This window comes from Methylophaga sp. UBA3603 (assembly GCF_002375335.1).
Classification (GTDB): Bacteria; Pseudomonadota; Gammaproteobacteria; order Nitrosococcales; family Methylophagaceae; genus Methylophaga.
In genome coordinates, this window is the sequence record NZ_DFMC01000010.1 from 105,043 (window position 1) to 122,083 (window position 17,041).

Below are 17,041 nucleotides of genomic sequence, written 5' to 3' on the forward strand. Positions count from 1 at the left end.
CGCTTATGCCACACATTTCAACAAAGACTGAGTTAAATCCTGACTAAGAGCCATGTCCAAATTCATCGGTGTATAGCAAAGCTTTGTTTGCGGCAATCTTCGGGGGCATATCTACATTTTACAACTCACTTCCCTTGGTTCGACAACGCACAGACACTGCTTTCAATGTAGCCAATACTCTCTTCACACTATGGCAAGTCTGATATCAATCCGCCGGATTGGATCGAAGATTTAAAACGCTCATAGTACGAATAGGAGTACTTTTTATGAATTCTATTTTTCGTAAAACATTAATAGCCAGCGCCCTTACCGCGATTTTCAGCTCAGGGGCCATTGCAGCAGATGATTACTCGAAAACTATCGATGGATCGGATGCGAGTAAACAAGGCGAGATGCAACAGAATGAATCATCTTCAACGCATCCAGCAATGCCGAATCACGAAGATGAGTTTAATAAAACCATTGATGCTGATGTGCCCAGAGCAGGTAATAGCGCTGATAAAGAGATGCAACAATCTACTGATAGCCCAAATGCCAATGAAGAAGAGTTTAACGAAACCATCGATGCTGAAGGTCCCAGTGCGGGCAATAAAGCTGATCAGCAGAAGCAAAAATCATCTGATGGTCAAAATGCCGATGAGTCCGAATTTAACCATACTCTAGATGATGAAGGCCCTAGCGCAGGCAATAGAGCTGATCCAGCAAAAACTGATCGTCCATTATCCGAGCATCAAAGTAATGTAACCGAGGAAGAAGAAGAGGAAGAAGAAATCGGTAATACAGAAATCGAAACCGACACTGATGTTGAGATGAAAGGCCAAATGGATAGAAACAATGATGTTGAAATGAATGAACAACCTCATGGCCCAACCGGTGCAGGCACACCAGCTAACAGAGGTGGACTGTACGATATGTCAGCCAATGAATTGAATGGCATGGACGTCATTACCAGTGATGGCGAAGATATCGGCGGTATTGAAAAAATCGTTATGAGCCCTGATAACCAAAACGTTCATGCCGTTGTTACAGTTGGTGGTTTGCTCGGCGTAGGTGGCAAAACCATTTTGATACCGCTTGAAAAGTTCACTCGCACAAATGATGAATTGCACGTTAAAGCAACACAGTCTCAGCTTAAAGAGATGAATGATTACGGTTCAGAAGACTATATTGAACTGGAAGGTGATGCAGCCATCAGCACTGCATTACGTCAATAATTGATAATCTGATTGGCTTTTTTGTCCTCTTAGCCAACTGATGATCATAATTCGCCCGGTGGAACGCATGTTTCATCGGGCTTTTTTTTGGGGCATGATGATACCTGGAATCAAGCTGGCCGATCTGAACTATCAGGTTCGAGCATATTAATCAGGTATGCCTTTTAAGTTGCCATGTTCCATATTTGCACGGCGCTACCACTGCAAAGCAGAATTCCGGCTAACCATGCATAGTAGGGAACCATGTATTTCACTCTTCGGACCCGATTAATAACATAGGTAAAAAGCAGTGCCAGCACTGGCCAAAAGGCATTAATAACTACTGTCTTTAACATTCCTACCGACTCCAGCGCCGCGAAAAATAACGCATAAGCTAAACAGAAACTAATGATGCCATGCACTGCAAAAGCCAACAGCCATCCCCCCCCCAGGGAGTGTCTTTCAATATACAACTTTTTACTAAAAACCAGCATAACCGGCACTATAGCTAAGGCACCAAACACTAAAGATACGAAATTATCAGTCAGAGGAGAACCGCCGGTCAGGCCCAGAATCATGAAGGTTTCACCTACAGACCAGGCCATCGCGGTAAGTGCTCCCAAAAACACCGCCTGCATGGTAATTTTTCCGCGTATTGCGGTGACAATAAAAATGTTTATACCCGCAGCTATCAGCACAATCGGAAACACCATCTCGGCGTTCAGCGCCTCACCTACAAAGACCGCTGCAAAGATAATCGAGATCAGTGGTTTGAGTTTTGCGAATTGGGCTGCTACCTCAGCTTGGCCTTTAAAAGCAACCGCCGTAATGTAGTACATGCCAGTGGCCACGGGAAAAGTGAACACCCCAGCTGCTGCCAGACGCCAATTTAAATTTATCACTGCGCCGCTCAGCCAAGCCCAAATGGCAAGGCACAACGCAGCGGAACTCAAGGCAACAAACAAGCCCAACAGAACGCCATGACTGCCTAGCCTTGGGGGAATTTTATCTAAACCTAGATTAACAATTGGTGCGGACAACGCCCACAAAACTGCGCTCATAACGGGCAAAGTATAACTAGGCCAATTTGAAAAAATATCTGTTAGTTCCATAGAACCAGGTACGCATAAATTAAGCAGGGTGTTAACACCCCAAAAAATGGAATTCTAATAATTAGCCTGAGTCTCTCTCTGGCAAAACCCGAATACAGAATTCTCATTCCCAGGCCGTGGTTATTTTCAGCGTAATCTTCTGAGGAAAGATCATCCAGAGTGGCATGGTAGGGGAACCAGTGATAATAGCCGATCGACATAGTAATCCACAGCATAATAGAAGCAATCAACCCATTATGTATTGCTGCAAAAGAGGTAATACCTAATATTAGAAATATGAGCCCCATATACTTAGGGTTCAGAGTGAACCTATAGAATTTTCTAACCATTTTCAGTTCGATTCTATCTGTCAGGTAACGGTTGAACATAGAGTCCAGTGCATCCACTGATAACAAAAAGGAAATGAAAGCGATAAATGATGACAAGGCCGACAAGGCCAAAAAGGTGCTTTCCCAAATGAAAGGTAAAGTCAGGAAGTCCGCTCTTGATACCAGGTACTGGTTAGTCTGTACAAGAAGAATCAGACTGCCAGCAATCATAATAGCGATTACCGTCATCGCAGCACGCGCCTTCTCGCGATAGGATTCTTCAAGCTGGTGCTTAACAGAAAAGGGATCATCCACAACGCCTGCATTCCCCTCTTCGCCTTTCCACTGCAGGCTGGAGGCCGTCAGTATTCTTCTGAGCGTGGCGACATTGAGGAATCTCAGTTTTTTGCTGGATGAGAAATAAGCTAACCAAAATCCAATGTACACACTCAAAGACAGTAAATAAACAATTCTTGAGGCAGACAGTTCGAAATGTAGGAAACTCTCCGGCAGCGTGGTAATTACAACGTACATCAGAAAGAAAACCAGTACGGCATACCCCAGAATGGGGACTATGGCACTATTGGATGACCAGTCTCTGACCGCAACATCCTCATTGTAAAGCAGATTCAATTTGGCAATTGTGTCCTGATAGAATTCACATTGCTCAAGGTCTCTGACTAACGAATCACTTTCTTTTACCTTATCCTTGGATAAATCAGTGATATCAGAGTGCTTAACCACCTTGGTTGACTCAAATATTTCTTTTCCAAAATATAATGATTTGAGTTTGTTAATACTTACGGGCCCATGCCAACGATTTTCGTTAAAGTAGTACCAGGCCAGGTAATCATCGTCCGACATTATCAAACCTCCTGTTCTATGTTTGCGGAAAATACACAAACCTGATACTACCAAACTCTTTACTAGTAATATTAGGGTTTAGGGCTGAGCGACTCCCACCACCAGACAGGCAAAATCAAAGCCATAGAGAATCCATGAAAATATTCAAAGCATTTGGCAAGTTGAAAAATCTCCAAAGATAAATCTGTCCATATTTTGCGACAGATCTATAAAAGAGCATTAGCCCATTTTATTTGCTTGTCTAAATTCAAGAAAACCAGTTACATCCTAAATTTTAGACTTGTTGTTCTCTACCTTTCTTGACCAGAGTTACATCTGCTTTGGCATGGTTTCAAGGATCAGCCACTGACAGATCCCTACATAAAGATATAAAACTTCCTTCTGGCCAGACGGCTGACTTTACTCCTGTCTATGACTTTACGAAAAGTGTCTGGCTCGACTTAATCATCTCAATATGCGGTATGCCATCTTCATCATAAGGCTCCCCGGAAGAGTGAAATCCAAGCGACTCATAGAATTTTTGCAGATAAACCTGTGCTGAGATTTTGATGTCATTGCCTGGATATTTTCGCTCAGTGAAATTTATGGCTTCCTCCATCAGAGCACGGCCAATCTTTTGTCCCCTGAATTTTTTCAGGGTCATTACCCGGCCAATCGAAGGCTGGCTGTTATTAATCCCCGGATCAACCACTCTGGCATAGGCTGCCAGTTCACCATTTACCAAAGCAGATAGATGCCATGCATAAGGATCCAACTCATCTGTTTCCTGATAGGGACAGTGTTGTTCGACAACAAAAACGGATTCGCGAGCCATGATGATCTGGTAAAGCTCAAGCGCGGCAAAAAACTCCAATCGAGACCATTTAAACTCGAGCTTCATATTTTTTTGTTCCTGTTTAAGCAGATCTGTACTCAACACTCTTCCAAACCAGGCCGATTAGTCCTATTGCCAATAAGGCAAACAGAACAATGGCCGCGGTTGCGTCTAGAACCAATAAAGTTAAGCCCGAGACAAGCAACCAGAGTACTGGAATAATAGCAATAAGCCACAAGGCCCAACATCTGAACATAATCAATACCAACCCCAGCGTTGTTATGGCAGTTGGATCGGCATGGATACCAAATACTTCTGCCTGGAACCAGGACCCGCCAGTGTAAGGTGCGATAAACGGCAAACCAATTAATCCAACAAGGGCGATGACTACACCGATAAAAGTAGCTGGTCTTTTGCGTGGATTGCTGTCTAAAGCAACTCCAATCAGCGCTAGCAATAACAACAGGGTTGCTTGACCAAGAAAGCAGTAACCAATATAACCACCAGCCCAGTTGAGTTCAGCATAACGTTGAATAAAGAAGGCAAAGCCGACAAAGCCCCAAACAGTTGCGATAAGAGCACTGGCAAGGCGAGCGCGGTTGGTGAGTGCCAACCAAACTGCTGCAACGCCTAAAGCCAACGTCAGTAGATGCAACGGCCAGAAGGTTTCACTCATGCGTTCAAGAAGGCGGAAATAGATATCAGCAGTAAAGGGAATAAAATCCTGCAGCGTGTAGCTGGACCAGGTGTTCATAACGACTCGATATAATCTGCCATCTTTTGCCGGGTGCTGGCCGAAGGCATAGGACTCGTACCCGCATGCATATTTTCTCGCAGATGCTCGACTTTTGTGGTCGCGGGAATGGCACAGGTAATCGCCGGATGACTGACGATAAATTTCAACAGAAAATCTGCCCAGGTCGTGCAGCCGCATTCTGCCTCAGCCCATTCCGGCAGTGGTTCATCGCGACGTTTCATGCCTTTAATCAGACTACCGCCATCAAAGGGTCGATTGGCGATAACAGCAATACCCTTTTCTTCTGCTAGTGGTAGCAGACGGTTTTCCGCTTCTCGCTGAGCAATATTGTATGTCAGCTGGATGAAGTCGATATCCTCGTTAGCCATGATCTGCTCGAACTCCTGGTGGCGACGGCCGTGTGAGGTGGTAATACCAATATGGCCGATTTTGCCTTCGGCTTTCATTTCCCGCAGTGCTGCCAGATGCTCGCGCCAGTCTGTCAGGTTGTGTATCTGCACTAAATCAAATTGCTCGACAGTCCAACGTGCTTGCAGATCAGCAACCTGCTCACGCGCTGAACCGCCCGCAGGACTCCAGACTTTTTCTGCTGAAAAAAGGCTGTCTGGAATACCCAACTGTTGCAATGCATAGCCCATGACATCCGGGGCAGAACCATACATGGGTGAGGAATCAATCAAGCCACCACCAAGCTCGAAAAATGTTTTTACCACTTCGGTTCGGGCATCAAGCAACTTTGGATCGGTGCCGACATTGAACGTTCGCCAGGTTCCCATACCGATGACCGGTAGCTTTTTGTTACCAGAATAAGATTTCTGAAGCAGTTCATTGCTTGCCGCAAAGCTCGACATCGATGGCAGCATAGTCATGGCAAGACCGGCACCGATCAACTTGAGACTTTGTCTGCGGGTGAAGCGATTGGTCATGGTCAGCGCTCCTTGTGATTTCATTTCAGCACTTTGCCAGCATGTAATGGTTGCTGCTCAATATTTAATCAAACCATACCAGTACAAATAGCTCACTGACAATTTAATGGGTTTGTCATTTTTAGACGCATTTTCTACTTTGAAATACGCCCCTATACGCTATACAATGTGAATGTTAATTATTATCATTTAGCATTAGCGTTTACGAGCATTGGTTTTGCTTACTCTTGGTTATGCTTTTTCGTTTTTCAAACAGGTCCGTTTTCATGCCAAATTTTTCATCTCCTGCCTGGCCAATTGCCAGTCGGATTTTTGCCAGTCTTGTAGGTGGCTACCTGTTCACCTGGGGTTTGATTGCCATCGTTATCGCGGCGTTAATTCCACTTGGTGTGGAGTTTCATGATGCTGAGATGGGCATGCTGATGCTGGGTTTGCTGGTCTATTTGAGTTTGTTTTTGTGGGGCATGGCCACCGATAAATTAATCTGGTTGTGGCTAATCCTGTTTGGCGGTGGTGTGGCTATGACCCTACTGGCCAGTGTTGTGCAACAGTCATTTTTACAAGGAATTTAATCCATGTTCAGTAGCTTTCGACAGGCAATGGCTTGGCTGCATACGTGGTTTGGCCTGACCTTAGGCTTTATTCTGATGGTGGTCTTCTTTTTTGGAAGCCTGTCGGTTTTTGATCGCGAGATTGATCGCTGGTCGATTCCGGAAACCCGATTTGAACCACAGGTAATGCCATCATTTGATGAGATGTTGTTGCCCATTCTGCGTTCGGTTGAACCCAATGAAGAAGACTACAACACCAACATGCCCCTGTTGCATGATACAAGTCAGGGGCCAATGACGCCTCGCACCGAATTACCTGCTGATGAGTTCTGGGCCTACACCACGCATCGTGATCCGGTATTAATTATGGGTGTTGGTTTTCGGGTGCCACAACCTTTGGATCCGGAAGGCCACAATCATATTCATGGCAATATCACCATTGATCCACGTACCGGTAAAGCCCTGCCTGATGATCAGTTAAAAATAGGTAGCAAATTTTTCTATCCAATGCATTTCAGCCTGAACTGGAACTGGAATCGAATTGGGATTTATATCGTCGGTATCGCCGCATTTATTATGATGGCGGCACTGGTTAGTGGCGTCATTATTCACCGTAAACGGTTTCGTGAGTTCTTCACTTTCCGCCCCACCAAACAAACCCAACGCAGCGTACTGGATTTACATAACCTTACCGGCATGGTGGCGTTGCCGTTTCATTTCTTCTTCACCTTTACCGGTTTGCTGATTTTTGCCAGTTTCTTCTTCTTTCCGGTAACACATACCCAGCTCGAACCGTTACATAAATATCACGAAATGGTTGAGGCCAATGAAACCGGTCTGCCGCATGATCGTGCCGGCGTTCCCACAGAGATGGCTTCCATTGATGCGATGGTTGCCAAGGCTAAACAGCGTTGGGCTGAAAAGGATATGCCAGGTGAAGTAGGCTTTTTGCAGATTAATCATGTGGATGATGCCAACAGTTATGTGAGCATTTATCGAGCTGGCAGTGATCGGGTGGCACTGGTTGGTGAAGGCATGCATTTCAATGGCATTACGGGCGAATTAATCCGTGAAGAACCTCCCCGCTCCGCTATTGCAGAAACTGAAGAATTTCTAACCGGTTTGCATTTACAGCATTTTGAACATTGGTTTCTGCGTTGGCTGTATGTGTTTGGTGGTCTGGTTGGCGCCATCTGCATTGCTACCGGTTTTATCTTCTTCGTTGAAAAACGTAAACGCCAGCATACGCTGCAGGGTAGCTCTGGTAGTCAGGTGGTTGATGCTTTAGCGGTAACGACCGTGACTGGCATGTTAGTGGCCACGGTAAGTATGTTAGTGGCTAACCGGTTACTACCAGCCGAAATGGTTGGCAAAGGTTACTGGGAACAGGTGGTGTTCTGGGGAAGCTGGGGCGTGATGTTACTGCATGCTTTCTGGCGCAGCTCTGCCGTTCGTCATATGCGTATTTCACCTGCCTGGCGTGAACAGAGCATTTTATTTGCTGTGCTTGCCGTTGCTGCGGTGATTCTTAACTGGATTACTACTGGCGATCATCTTTTGAAAACTGCATTTCATTATTGGCCGGTAGCTGGGGTGGATTTAAGCTTGCTGGTCAGCAGTGCGATTGCGATTTATGCCGCCAGATTTCTGAAAAGGCGTGAAAATGTTGCTGTGCATAAGGCCATTGAATTTTCTGCACAAAACCTGGAGGCTAGCCGTGGTTGAGATCGTTTGTTGGATAGCTGCTATTTTTGCCACTATGTTGGGCATGGCCTCGCTTTCACTCAGCCTGCCAAATCATTGGCGGCAGGTTACCGGTATCGAAACCAGTCTCCCCTCACGTTCCGAACAACTTAGCCTGCGTATTTTGGGTTATTCCAGTCTGGTGGTGGCATTGCTTTTGTGTCTTGCTGCCGATCATCCAACGATGGCCGTTTTAGTCTGGGTAATGTTGTTAAGTTTAGCGGCAAAAGGCATTGCGACCATCCTTACCTGGCGTCAGCATTGGCTTAAGCCGATACTCTGGCTATTTAATCGTAGTGAACTTAACTAAAGACGTAGTGAATGTTAGTTCTCATCTCTGGCGTCTTTCTCAAACAGATTTGTTTTGCAGTAATGAATCACAATGATGGATAAGCCTAACAAGAGAATTGCCACGGTTATCCCAAGAATCCGCCAGGTATCAATGTTTTTCATATCCAGAATCAGGTACCGTGCCAGCGCGACAATCGCGATGTATAACGGAAACTTGATAGGTAACTCACCTGATTTGTAATAGACCGCGACCATGGTCAACACTTCCAGATAGATAAACAACAACAATAAATCTGTCAGCAGTACTGTACCGTTTTCAACCATGAAATTGATTTCAATTCCCACAGCGACCAGGGTGGCGATAGCCACAATGATCAGCCCGATATCCTGGGCAATTGCCAATCCTTGATTCACTACCGTTTTAATTTTTTCTGACATGTAGACTATCTCAATAAATTTTTCAGAGCGGATAGTAGCCTAGCAGCCAAATTTGTAAAGCTTATTGTCTGCTATTCCGAAAATTTCGAATGTGTCTGGACTGTGGGTCAAAATTCACCATTGTGGAAAGCTAACTGAAATCATTGGCCTCGACATACGAAAGTGATTGAAACAGAATGAAAGCTACATCACTTGAGAAATTGCTTTATGAATGAATTTGATTATTACTGGGATATTTTTATTCGTTGGATGACAACGCCCATAATGGGATCGGATTCCGGTATCACCATTTCGAATATGCTTGGATTTGTATTGATTGTCTTTGTTGCCTGGTGGGCATCAGCCAAAGTCGAGAAAATCCTGCAACGCATGACGCTGGGGAAGTCCTATCGGCATATCGATGATTCTACTTTTTATCTCATCAGCAGACTGTTTCGTTACTTCATCTGGATCAGTGCCACATTAGTTGGCCTATCTTATATTGGGTTTAATCTGACCGGTCTGGCTTTTATCGGTGGTGCAATAGGCGTCGGTATTGGTTTTGGTCTGCAAAATATTGTCAGTAACTTTATTTCAGGCATCATCCTGATCCTAGAAAAGTCGCTGAAAGTCGGTGATTTTATCGAAATATCCAACGCCACTACCGGCATTGTTCAGGAAATTGGCCTGCGTTATACCCGCATCACTACGCGCGATAATATCGATATTCTGGTGCCAAATTCGGAGTTTATTAATGGACAGGTCACCAACTGGAGTTTTAGCGAGAAACTGCGCCGAATCCATGTTCCATTTGGTGTCGCTTATGGTGTTGATAAAGAACTGGTTCGTGAAGCAGCACTTGAGGCCGCCTCTCATGTTCCGGGGGCGATAACGGGTGATCCGGGCAAACTTGCTGAGGTTTGGTTAACTGAGTTTGGCGATAGCAGTCTGAATTTTGAATTAGTGATATGGGTTGGGAATGAGTTAATGAGCCGACCGGCTCGTACCAAAGCGTTATTTTTATGGGAAATCGAAACCCAGCTTCGGGCAAAAGATATCGAAATTCCATTCCCGCAACGTGATTTACATATTCGCTCGGGAAAACTGGCCGTAACCATCGAAAAATAAACATTTAGTGGTCACTCGACCAAAAGTTTTTCATCTAAGGCTTTGAAACAACGTTATACGAATTCTCAATCAGGGTTGGAGCTGCCAGTTTGAGAATAATGGCCAGCCATGAATATCAGTGCCCAGCTCACTAAGCCACTGACCAAGCATATGATTGGAGTTATGCCAGAAACTGTAGGGTTTAGGATAGGGTACAAAATAAAGATCAAATGTCCCGTGATAAATTTGTTGCCCCTGGTTCTGTCGATAAATTTTTTCAAGTTTTAACTGTAAATCATCTACCGCTTTGGCTTCTGCTTCAATTGAAACGGCATTTGCGATAACAACGGTTATCTGGTTATGGATATTCTCAATGGACGCGGGCCCGGAGAGTTGTTTACGACCTAATCCTGCTTGAGTGGGAACAAATAAGGCCCGTAGACCGGACCAGATGCCGGTATTCCCTTCTGCATAATACCGCCAGTCGCCGTAGGAATAGCGTGTCATATCCCCTTGTTTATCTTCGATGATTAAACTCGAGTGGTGTCCGTGATCGAGCACAAATACTGCCCGCGGGCTTTCCGGAGGTTGAGGTGGGATAATTCGACCAGAGCAACCATTTAACATCAGCATGATTGGCATGAATAAGATCAGCCACCACATTCTGATAGAAGTTGCTTTCATAACATTATTTAATTTTGCTGATTCCAAAGCAACGTAGCAGACAGCGTTCGTAGAAAGACTCTGGCAGGCCACGTTTCATACGGAACAGAAAGTATTTTTCAAAGGCCATTTTCGCCCATTGAACCCAACGGCCCTTTTTCATCCAGGCCAGATTGCGTGGGGGAATTTGTGGTAAGGCGACAAATGCAGCTCCCGTGTGTCCCATATCCGCCAGACAGACAGCATTTAAACTGGCGCGGGTTTTAATCGGACGATTTTCGATAGCGGCTTGAATATTGGCCACCGCTGCTTTGGCCATGCTTTCAATCATATAACCGGTTTTCGGCACGCCCACGGGTAAAGCAGTCACTTCAACTGGGGGAATCGCAATACAGACACCAACCCCATAAATATTTGGGTAAACCGGATTACGCTGGAATTCATCGACCTTAAGAAAGCCTCGGGGATTGACCAGTTCTTCATTCAGATTTGCAACACAATCAACCCCTTTAAACGCTGGAATCAACATACTGTAATCAAATGACAGTTGATGGGTTTTGATGGTCTCGGCATTATCGTCTACCTGCTCGACCAGCATTTGGCCCTTTTCGATGGACTTAACACGGGCATTGGTGATCCACTTGATATCGTTTTTGCGAAACTCGGACTCGAACAGCCCTTTTGAATCACCTACGCCGCCTAATCCCATATGGCCGATATACGGTTCAGGAGTGACAAACGTCATTGGTACCCGATCCCGTACTTTGGCCTTACGTAATGCCCGATTCATGATGAAAGCAAATTCATAGGCAGGACCAAAACAGGAAGCACCCTGAACAGCACCCACCACAATCGGGCCAGGATTTTTCAGAAATTCACGCCAAGCCTGGTAGCTGTCTTCAGCATGATCAACGGTGCAGATTGAGTGAGTATGGGCATGCGGACCAAAGCCTTCGATTTCATCAAATGCCAGCTTGGCCCCGGTTGCCACAATCAGAAAATCGTAATTAAGAATGGTGTTATCACCCAACAAAATCTGATCGGTAGCCGGTTTGATTTTGGCAACACCGGAATCATAAAAATCGATATTTTTGCTGGATAAAACCGAGGCCAGTTTAAAGCTGATATCTTCACGTTTTCGCCAACCAACAGCGACCCAGGGGTTGCTGGGTACAAAGTGAAATATCGGCGTATTGGAAACTACGCTGATATGGTGCGTTTTATCTAGAGCAGCACGGCATTCATAAGCAGCGGGTAAACCGCCGGTACTTGCTCCGATAATGACAATATGTGCCATATCTATCCTGAATTAATGCAGCGTATCCGAGTCATTCTGAATATTAAGCGGGTCACTGAATAAGCCTGCCACATCCACTGGATCAAACTGATAATGGGTATTGCAGAACTCACAGGCCAACTCAACAAAGCCTCGTTCGGCAATAATGTCTTCTGCTTCCTGCCGTCCCAGTAACTTGATGGTATCAGCCACTCGCTGGCGCGAGCAGGTACAGGCAAATTCCAATACGGTTGTACTTAATAGTCTTACCATTTCTTCGTTAAATAATCGGTATAACAAAGAGACTGCATCCAAGTTCAGCAGTTCTTCATAGGTCACGGTATCGGCTAGAAAATTAATCCTCGTCCAATTTTCATCATGCTGTTCCGGATCCTGATCAGGTAATTGTTGCAGCATCAACCCACCGGAAGTCTGCTCATCGGTAGATAACCAGATACGGGTTTTCAATTGTTCAGATTGCGCAAAATACATTTCCAGCATTTCAGCAATTGACTCGCCCTGGACGCTGACAATGCCCTGATAGGGTTGTTTGGCTTCAACATTTTCAATAGTAATCGCCAGATTACCGTCGCCGAGCATTTGCTGCATCGTGGCATCATCAGCAATTTCACCCTCCCAGTTCGCTAAACCACGGAGAGTGTGATCACTGGTGCATTCAACCATTAATAACGATACCGGCCCATCGGAACGACATTGCAATACCAATCGGCCGGACATTTTGACTGTTTCAGCCAATAGCGCTGCCGCTGCCAGCATTTCTCCCAACAAGCCAGCAACCGCAGGTGGATATTCCCGTTGAACTTTAACCGTTTGCCAGGTTTTTTTAAGTTGCACCCATTCGCCACGGATAGCGGCATTATCAAAGATGAAACGTTGTAAATGATCTGCCTGAATGGCGTCGTCTTGCATGATAAATCCTCACACTGCACCTGTAGCGGGCGGTTATATGGCAAATGAAGCTGCCGAATGATAGCGACATTTTAACGTATCTGAATACAAGTGGGGTTTACCCCTGAGAAGATCAAGCCATAAACTATCAGCGGCTTCGGGCGGCTAAAAAATCTCTCAGCGCGGCTGGCAAATGCGACTGAATATTCTTGCACAGCTGAATCAAGCTTTTTTAATTGATATTCATCAGCACTGTGCCTCGCGATGGTTAGGGTACTTTTTCGAGGAATTAGATTGTGATTCGGTTGTGGGGGGGCAAGTGTGATTAAAACAAGCGTGGATTGTTGGGTTTCATGCTTCAACCCAACCTACCATGAGCAAATGTTTTGTAGAACCGAAGATTAGGATTTAAGTTTAAGCAGTCAGGGTAAAAGATGATGAAAAAGCCCATTACTCTTACAAACCGAGTAATGGGCTGATTTCCATTTATGCGCGTTGTAATAACATCGCGTTCAGTTTTTTGACGAAGCTGGCCGGATCTTCCAGTTGTCCGCCTTCGGCCAATAAAGCCTGATCGAAGATAATGGATGTCCAGTCACTGAACTGTTCATCGTTCTGTTCGTCTTTCAGTTTAGCAACCATTGGATGTTCCGGATTGAGTTCCAGGATTGGTTTGCTGGCTGAAACCTGTTGGCCTGCAGCTTTGAGCATGCGTTCCAGGTTACCGCTCATATCGTAATGATCGGCCACCAGACAGGCTGGTGAATCGGTCAAACGATGAGTGATGCGAACATCCTTGACCTTCTCATCCAGGGTTTTCTTGACCCGCTCAACCAGATCTTCGAAGTTTTTCTCGACTTCTTCGTGCGCTTTTTTCTCTTCTTCGTCTTCCAGCTCACCGAGATCCAGATCGCCTTTGGCAACGGATTGCAGGTGTTTGCCGTCAAAGTCAGTCAGAGAGTTCACCAGCCATTCATCGACGCGGTCGGTGAGCAACAGGACTTCAATGCCTTTCTTACGGAACACTTCGAGATGCGGACTGTTTTTCGCCGCAGCATAGCTTTCGGCAGTGATGTAAAAGATTTTGTCCTGCTTGTCTTTCATCCGACTGACATAATCTTCCAATGAAACGGTTTGATCGGCATTACCGGTTTCAGTGCTGGCAAAGCGCAGTAATTTGGCCAATGCTTCTTTGTTGGCAAAGTCTTCGCCTGGACCTTCTTTGATCACCTGACCGAATTCTTTCCAGAATTCAGCATATTGTTCAGGTTCGTTATTGGCCATTTTATTCAGTTCAGAGAGAATTTTCTTCACTGAAGCAGCACGTATGGTATCAATGACTTTGCTGCTTTGCAGGATTTCACGCGACACATTCAATGGCAGATCATTGGTATCAATTACACCGCGGATAAAGCGCAGATAACGAGGCATCAGTTGTTCACTGTCTTCCATGATAAACACGCGTTTCACATACAGCTTGATGCCGTGCATACGATCGCGATCCCACAGATCAAACGGTGCTTTGGATGGGATATACAGCAGTGAGGTGTATTCGGTGTTGCCTTCGACCTTGTTATGGCTCCAGCTCAATGGATCCTGAAAGTCGTGAGCAATCTGCTTGTAGAACTCTTTGTATTGCTCATCGGTGATATCGTTTTTGGATAACGTCCATAAGTCTGTGGCTTTATTGACGGTTTCATCTTCGATAATGCTTTCATCAATTTTGCCTTCTTCATCGGGAACAGGCTCTTTTTGCATGATGATGGGCAGATTGATGTGATCAGAATATTTACGGATCACATTACGCAGACGCCAGCCATTGAGAAATTCATCCTCATCTTCACGCAAATGCAGAGTGACTTCGGTACCGCGGGTGGCTTTTTCGATGGTTTCAATATTGAACTCACCTTCACCGGCCGATTCCCACAGCACACCGTGTTCTTTGGTAGTACCAGCACGGCGGGTTTTCAGTGTGACTTTATCAGCCACGATAAATGCAGAGTAGAACCCCACACCAAACTGGCCGATGAGTTGTGAGTCTTTAGCCTGATCACCAGTTAACTGGCCAAAAAATGCTTTGGTACCACTACGAGCAATGGTGCCGATATTATTGATGACTTCTTCACGGGTCATACCAATACCGTTATCAGTGATGGTGATGGTGCGGGCTTCTTTATCAAAATCAACACGGATATTCAGATCGCCATCTTCTTCGTATAACGCATAATCGGATAACGCTTCAAAACGCAATTTATCGGCAGCATCGGCCGCATTGGATATCAGCTCACGCAGAAAGATCTCTTTGTTGCTGTAAAGCGAGTTAATCATCAGGTTGAGAAGTTGTTTGACTTCTGTCTGGAAACCCATTGTTTCCTTATGTGCATCAACGCCCATTTCTGTGTTGCCTCCATCTGGCTGTTTTAACGATAGCTCACAGATGGGGTTGGTCATATTGGATATCAAGAGTGCATCACTATAAAAGCCTAAAAATTTGGTAAATCAGCCATTTAACTTTGATTAAGCTTGAATTAATCAAGGCTGTGTTAGCCTGTTTTTGGCCATGATGCCCACCCAATTCAAATAACTAAATCAACCTAAGATGAAAAGGATAGACAGCATGCGTAAAGTATCTTTGAGTTTGTTACTGGCATTTAGCCTGACGACTCAAGCCAATGAAAACAAAATTGATATAGAAGAACAATCGGTTCTCGGTCATCAAGAAATCGTCACATTATTTCCTGGCGAAATACAAACCAAAGCACGGATTGATACCGGAGCTGCAACCAATTCGATGTATGCAGTTGATACAAAGGTCATTGAAGAGAACGGCGAGGAAATGGTGCGGTTTACCTTTGTTGATCACGAAGATAAAGAATATATTTTGACCCGGCCCATCGTGGATAAAGTCACGATTAAACAGGCCAGCGGTAAACAAACACGATATGTAGTTGAAATGGGTCTGTGTGTTGGCTCCCATTACGAAGAAACCCGTTTTACGCTTGCTGATCGCAGTCGTATGACCTTCCCGATTCTGGTGGGTCGCAACTTTTTGAAAAATTCATTATTGGTGAGTTCATCGGAAAAGATGGTTGCATCACCGGAATGTGAGGTGAAGCTCGCAAAGAAAGATCCGGAAGAACTTCCCGTGGTACAACCTTGATTCCGTAAAAGCTATTATAAAAGCCACATTACAGAACGCCGGCTCATAGTTGAACCGGCGTTTTTTTTGGTCTATGACTTAAAGGATTTAATATAGGTAATATTTTCTAGCCATAAGAGATGTTACTGTATTGCTTTAAGCTTTTTTCAGAGATGGAATGTCCAAACAATCACTTAGAATCCTGACTTACAACCTGCATAAAGGCTTTAATACCGGTAATCGGCAGTTCATTCTGCATGAAATGCGGGAAGCACTACGAGAAGCCGATGCCGATATTATGCTGTTACAGGAAATTCAAGGTGAGCACACTGGTCATCAGCTAAAACATCAGCATTGGCCGGGGCCTCACTGCGATTTTATTGCAGAAGATATGTGGCCACATTTTGCTTATGCCAAAAACGCCGTTTATAGCGTAGGACATCATGGCAATGCCATACTCAGTAAATATGCATTGCAGAGTTGGGAAAATATTAATGTTTCGCCATACACTTGGGCCAGCCGCAGTTTGTTACATGGTGTCATCCACATTCCTGACACCCAGCAGGAACTGCATATTGTCTGTCTGCATCTTGGCCTGACGGGCACCGAACGTAAACGTCAGCTACAAACACTATGTGAACGCATTGATGAGCATGTGCCACACAACGCGCCTTTGATTGTTGCCGGTGATTTTAATGACTGGAACGGTCAGGCTGAAAAACATTTCTCCCAACGATTAGATTTGAAAGAAGCTTTCCGAACACTGCATAAGAAACATGCACGAACCTGGCCCTCCTGGATGCCGATTTTCAAGATGGATCGCATTTATTATCGTGGCCTTGAACCTACCTTTTGTGAATGCCCCCCACATTCTTCCTGGAAGATGCTGTCGGATCATGCTCCATTAATTGCCGCATTTGAATTTTAAATACAGACCAATCTCTGCTCATCTTTAACGAGGAATTGCTCGG

Annotated in this window: 17 protein-coding genes; 7 read left to right on the forward strand and 10 right to left on the reverse strand. The window is 45.0% G+C overall.

Annotated features, from left to right (window positions below; translation table 11 throughout):
* The first annotated feature begins 266 nt into the window (after positions 1–266).
* Positions 267–1,214, forward strand: a complete 948-nt coding sequence (locus B4F66_RS11280; protein WP_292353879.1) for a PRC-barrel domain-containing protein — start codon at positions 267–269, stop codon at positions 1,212–1,214.
* Between the two features lie 164 nt (positions 1,215–1,378).
* Here B4F66_RS11280 and B4F66_RS11285 read toward each other — a convergent pair whose 3' ends face one another.
* The 5 genes from B4F66_RS11285 to B4F66_RS11305 all read right to left on the reverse strand — a co-directional run bounded on the left by B4F66_RS11285 (position 1,379) and on the right by B4F66_RS11305 (position 5,974).
* Positions 1,379–2,305: an EamA family transporter gene (locus tag B4F66_RS11285; RefSeq protein ID WP_292353877.1), complete on the reverse strand. Its 927-nt coding sequence runs from the start codon at positions 2,303–2,305 to the stop codon at positions 1,379–1,381.
* Entirely contained in the window at positions 2,296–3,477 is a 1,182-nt protein-coding gene (locus B4F66_RS11290; RefSeq protein ID WP_292353875.1) for a hypothetical protein, read from the reverse strand. Before B4F66_RS11290 ends, B4F66_RS11285 begins: the two co-directional genes overlap by 10 nt.
* 409 nt (positions 3,478–3,886) lie before the next feature.
* The gene (locus tag B4F66_RS11295) at positions 3,887–4,357 is read right to left on the reverse strand and encodes a GNAT family N-acetyltransferase (RefSeq protein ID WP_292353873.1); all 471 of its coding nucleotides are present in this window, start codon (positions 4,355–4,357) and stop codon (positions 3,887–3,889) included.
* A gap of 16 nt (positions 4,358–4,373) precedes the next feature.
* Positions 4,374–5,045: a DUF6064 family protein gene (locus B4F66_RS11300; protein WP_292353871.1), complete on the reverse strand. Its 672-nt coding sequence runs from the start codon at positions 5,043–5,045 to the stop codon at positions 4,374–4,376.
* Complete coding sequence (locus tag B4F66_RS11305; protein WP_292353868.1) at positions 5,042–5,974, reverse strand: aldo/keto reductase; 933 nt, start codon at positions 5,972–5,974, stop codon at positions 5,042–5,044. Before B4F66_RS11305 ends, B4F66_RS11300 begins: the two co-directional genes overlap by 4 nt.
* 266 nt (positions 5,975–6,240) lie before the next feature.
* Here B4F66_RS11305 and B4F66_RS11310 point away from each other — a divergent pair, with 266 nt between their 5' ends.
* Genes B4F66_RS11310 through B4F66_RS11320 form a run of 3 tightly spaced genes read left to right on the forward strand, consistent with a single transcriptional unit; the run spans position 6,241 to position 8,578 of the window.
* Entirely contained in the window at positions 6,241–6,546 is a 306-nt protein-coding gene (locus tag B4F66_RS11310; RefSeq protein ID WP_292353866.1) for an iron uptake protein, read from the forward strand.
* 3 nt (positions 6,547–6,549) lie between these two features.
* Entirely contained in the window at positions 6,550–8,250 is a 1,701-nt protein-coding gene (locus tag B4F66_RS11315; RefSeq protein WP_292353864.1) for a PepSY-associated TM helix domain-containing protein, read from the forward strand.
* Complete coding sequence (locus B4F66_RS11320) at positions 8,243–8,578, forward strand: DUF3325 domain-containing protein (protein WP_292353862.1); 336 nt, start codon at positions 8,243–8,245, stop codon at positions 8,576–8,578. The genes B4F66_RS11315 and B4F66_RS11320 overlap by 8 nt, the downstream gene beginning before the upstream one ends.
* A gap of 14 nt (positions 8,579–8,592) precedes the next feature.
* On the opposite strand, the gene B4F66_RS11325 is transcribed toward B4F66_RS11320, so the two are convergent.
* On the reverse strand, positions 8,593–8,997 hold the full coding sequence (locus B4F66_RS11325) for a phosphate-starvation-inducible PsiE family protein (protein ID WP_292353860.1): 405 nt from the start codon (positions 8,995–8,997) through the stop codon (positions 8,593–8,595).
* A 207-nt stretch (positions 8,998–9,204) separates the two neighbouring features.
* On the opposite strand from B4F66_RS11325, the gene B4F66_RS11330 reads away from it, so the two are divergent.
* Entirely contained in the window at positions 9,205–10,104 is a 900-nt protein-coding gene (locus B4F66_RS11330; RefSeq protein WP_292353858.1) for a mechanosensitive ion channel family protein, read from the forward strand.
* Positions 10,105–10,173: 69 nt separating this feature from the next.
* On the opposite strand, the gene B4F66_RS11335 is transcribed toward B4F66_RS11330, so the two are convergent.
* The 4 genes from B4F66_RS11335 to htpG form a co-directional block, all read right to left on the reverse strand.
* A complete protein-coding gene (locus B4F66_RS11335; protein ID WP_292738266.1) occupies positions 10,174–10,746 on the reverse strand; it encodes a hypothetical protein in 573 nt (190 codons plus the stop codon).
* A 25-nt stretch (positions 10,747–10,771) separates the two neighbouring features.
* Entirely contained in the window at positions 10,772–12,043 is a 1,272-nt protein-coding gene (locus B4F66_RS11340) for an NAD(P)/FAD-dependent oxidoreductase (RefSeq protein ID WP_292353855.1), read from the reverse strand.
* Between the two features lie 12 nt (positions 12,044–12,055).
* Positions 12,056–12,952, reverse strand: coding sequence for an Hsp33 family molecular chaperone HslO (gene hslO, locus B4F66_RS11345; protein ID WP_292353852.1), 897 nt, complete (start codon positions 12,950–12,952; stop codon positions 12,056–12,058).
* A gap of 465 nt (positions 12,953–13,417) precedes the next feature.
* Entirely contained in the window at positions 13,418–15,325 is a 1,908-nt protein-coding gene (gene htpG / locus B4F66_RS11350; protein WP_292354107.1) for a molecular chaperone HtpG, read from the reverse strand.
* A gap of 223 nt (positions 15,326–15,548) precedes the next feature.
* On the opposite strand from htpG, the gene B4F66_RS11355 reads away from it, so the two are divergent.
* Both B4F66_RS11355 and B4F66_RS11360 read left to right on the forward strand, forming a co-directional pair.
* Positions 15,549–16,091 carry an ATP-dependent zinc protease family protein gene (locus B4F66_RS11355; protein ID WP_292353850.1) on the forward strand — a complete coding sequence of 181 codons (543 nt, stop codon included), beginning with the start codon at positions 15,549–15,551 and terminating at the stop codon, positions 16,089–16,091.
* A gap of 157 nt (positions 16,092–16,248) precedes the next feature.
* Positions 16,249–16,998 carry an endonuclease/exonuclease/phosphatase family protein gene (locus B4F66_RS11360; RefSeq protein WP_292353849.1) on the forward strand — a complete coding sequence of 250 codons (750 nt, stop codon included), beginning with the start codon at positions 16,249–16,251 and terminating at the stop codon, positions 16,996–16,998.
* Positions 16,999–17,041: the final 43 nt, after the last annotated feature.

What these genes read in the sequence shown, in the direction of transcription:
- B4F66_RS11280 (WP_292353879.1), top strand. Translation starts at nt 267, where the DNA reads ATGAATTCTATTTTTCGTAAAACATTAATAGCCAGCGCCCTTACCGCG.
- B4F66_RS11285 (WP_292353877.1), bottom strand. Translation starts at nt 2,305, where the DNA reads ATGGAACTAACAGATATTTTTTCAAATTGGCCTAGTTATACTTTGCCC.
- B4F66_RS11290 (WP_292353875.1), bottom strand. Translation starts at nt 3,477, where the DNA reads ATGTCGGACGATGATTACCTGGCCTGGTACTACTTTAACGAAAATCGT.
- B4F66_RS11295 (WP_292353873.1), bottom strand. Translation starts at nt 4,357, where the DNA reads ATGAAGCTCGAGTTTAAATGGTCTCGATTGGAGTTTTTTGCCGCGCTT.
- B4F66_RS11300 (WP_292353871.1), bottom strand. Translation starts at nt 5,045, where the DNA reads ATGAACACCTGGTCCAGCTACACGCTGCAGGATTTTATTCCCTTTACT.
- B4F66_RS11305 (WP_292353868.1), bottom strand. Translation starts at nt 5,974, where the DNA reads ATGACCAATCGCTTCACCCGCAGACAAAGTCTCAAGTTGATCGGTGCC.
- B4F66_RS11310 (WP_292353866.1), top strand. Translation starts at nt 6,241, where the DNA reads ATGCCAAATTTTTCATCTCCTGCCTGGCCAATTGCCAGTCGGATTTTT.
- B4F66_RS11315 (WP_292353864.1), top strand. Translation starts at nt 6,550, where the DNA reads ATGTTCAGTAGCTTTCGACAGGCAATGGCTTGGCTGCATACGTGGTTT.
- B4F66_RS11325 (WP_292353860.1), bottom strand. Translation starts at nt 8,997, where the DNA reads ATGTCAGAAAAAATTAAAACGGTAGTGAATCAAGGATTGGCAATTGCC.
- B4F66_RS11330 (WP_292353858.1), top strand. Translation starts at nt 9,205, where the DNA reads ATGAATGAATTTGATTATTACTGGGATATTTTTATTCGTTGGATGACA.
- B4F66_RS11335 (WP_292738266.1), bottom strand. Translation starts at nt 10,746, where the DNA reads ATGTGGTGGCTGATCTTATTCATGCCAATCATGCTGATGTTAAATGGT.
- B4F66_RS11340 (WP_292353855.1), bottom strand. Translation starts at nt 12,043, where the DNA reads ATGGCACATATTGTCATTATCGGAGCAAGTACCGGCGGTTTACCCGCT.
- hslO (WP_292353852.1), bottom strand. Translation starts at nt 12,952, where the DNA reads ATGCAAGACGACGCCATTCAGGCAGATCATTTACAACGTTTCATCTTT.
- htpG (WP_292354107.1), bottom strand. Translation starts at nt 15,325, where the DNA reads ATGGGCGTTGATGCACATAAGGAAACAATGGGTTTCCAGACAGAAGTC.
- B4F66_RS11355 (WP_292353850.1), top strand. Translation starts at nt 15,549, where the DNA reads ATGCGTAAAGTATCTTTGAGTTTGTTACTGGCATTTAGCCTGACGACT.
- B4F66_RS11360 (WP_292353849.1), top strand. Translation starts at nt 16,249, where the DNA reads ATGTCCAAACAATCACTTAGAATCCTGACTTACAACCTGCATAAAGGC.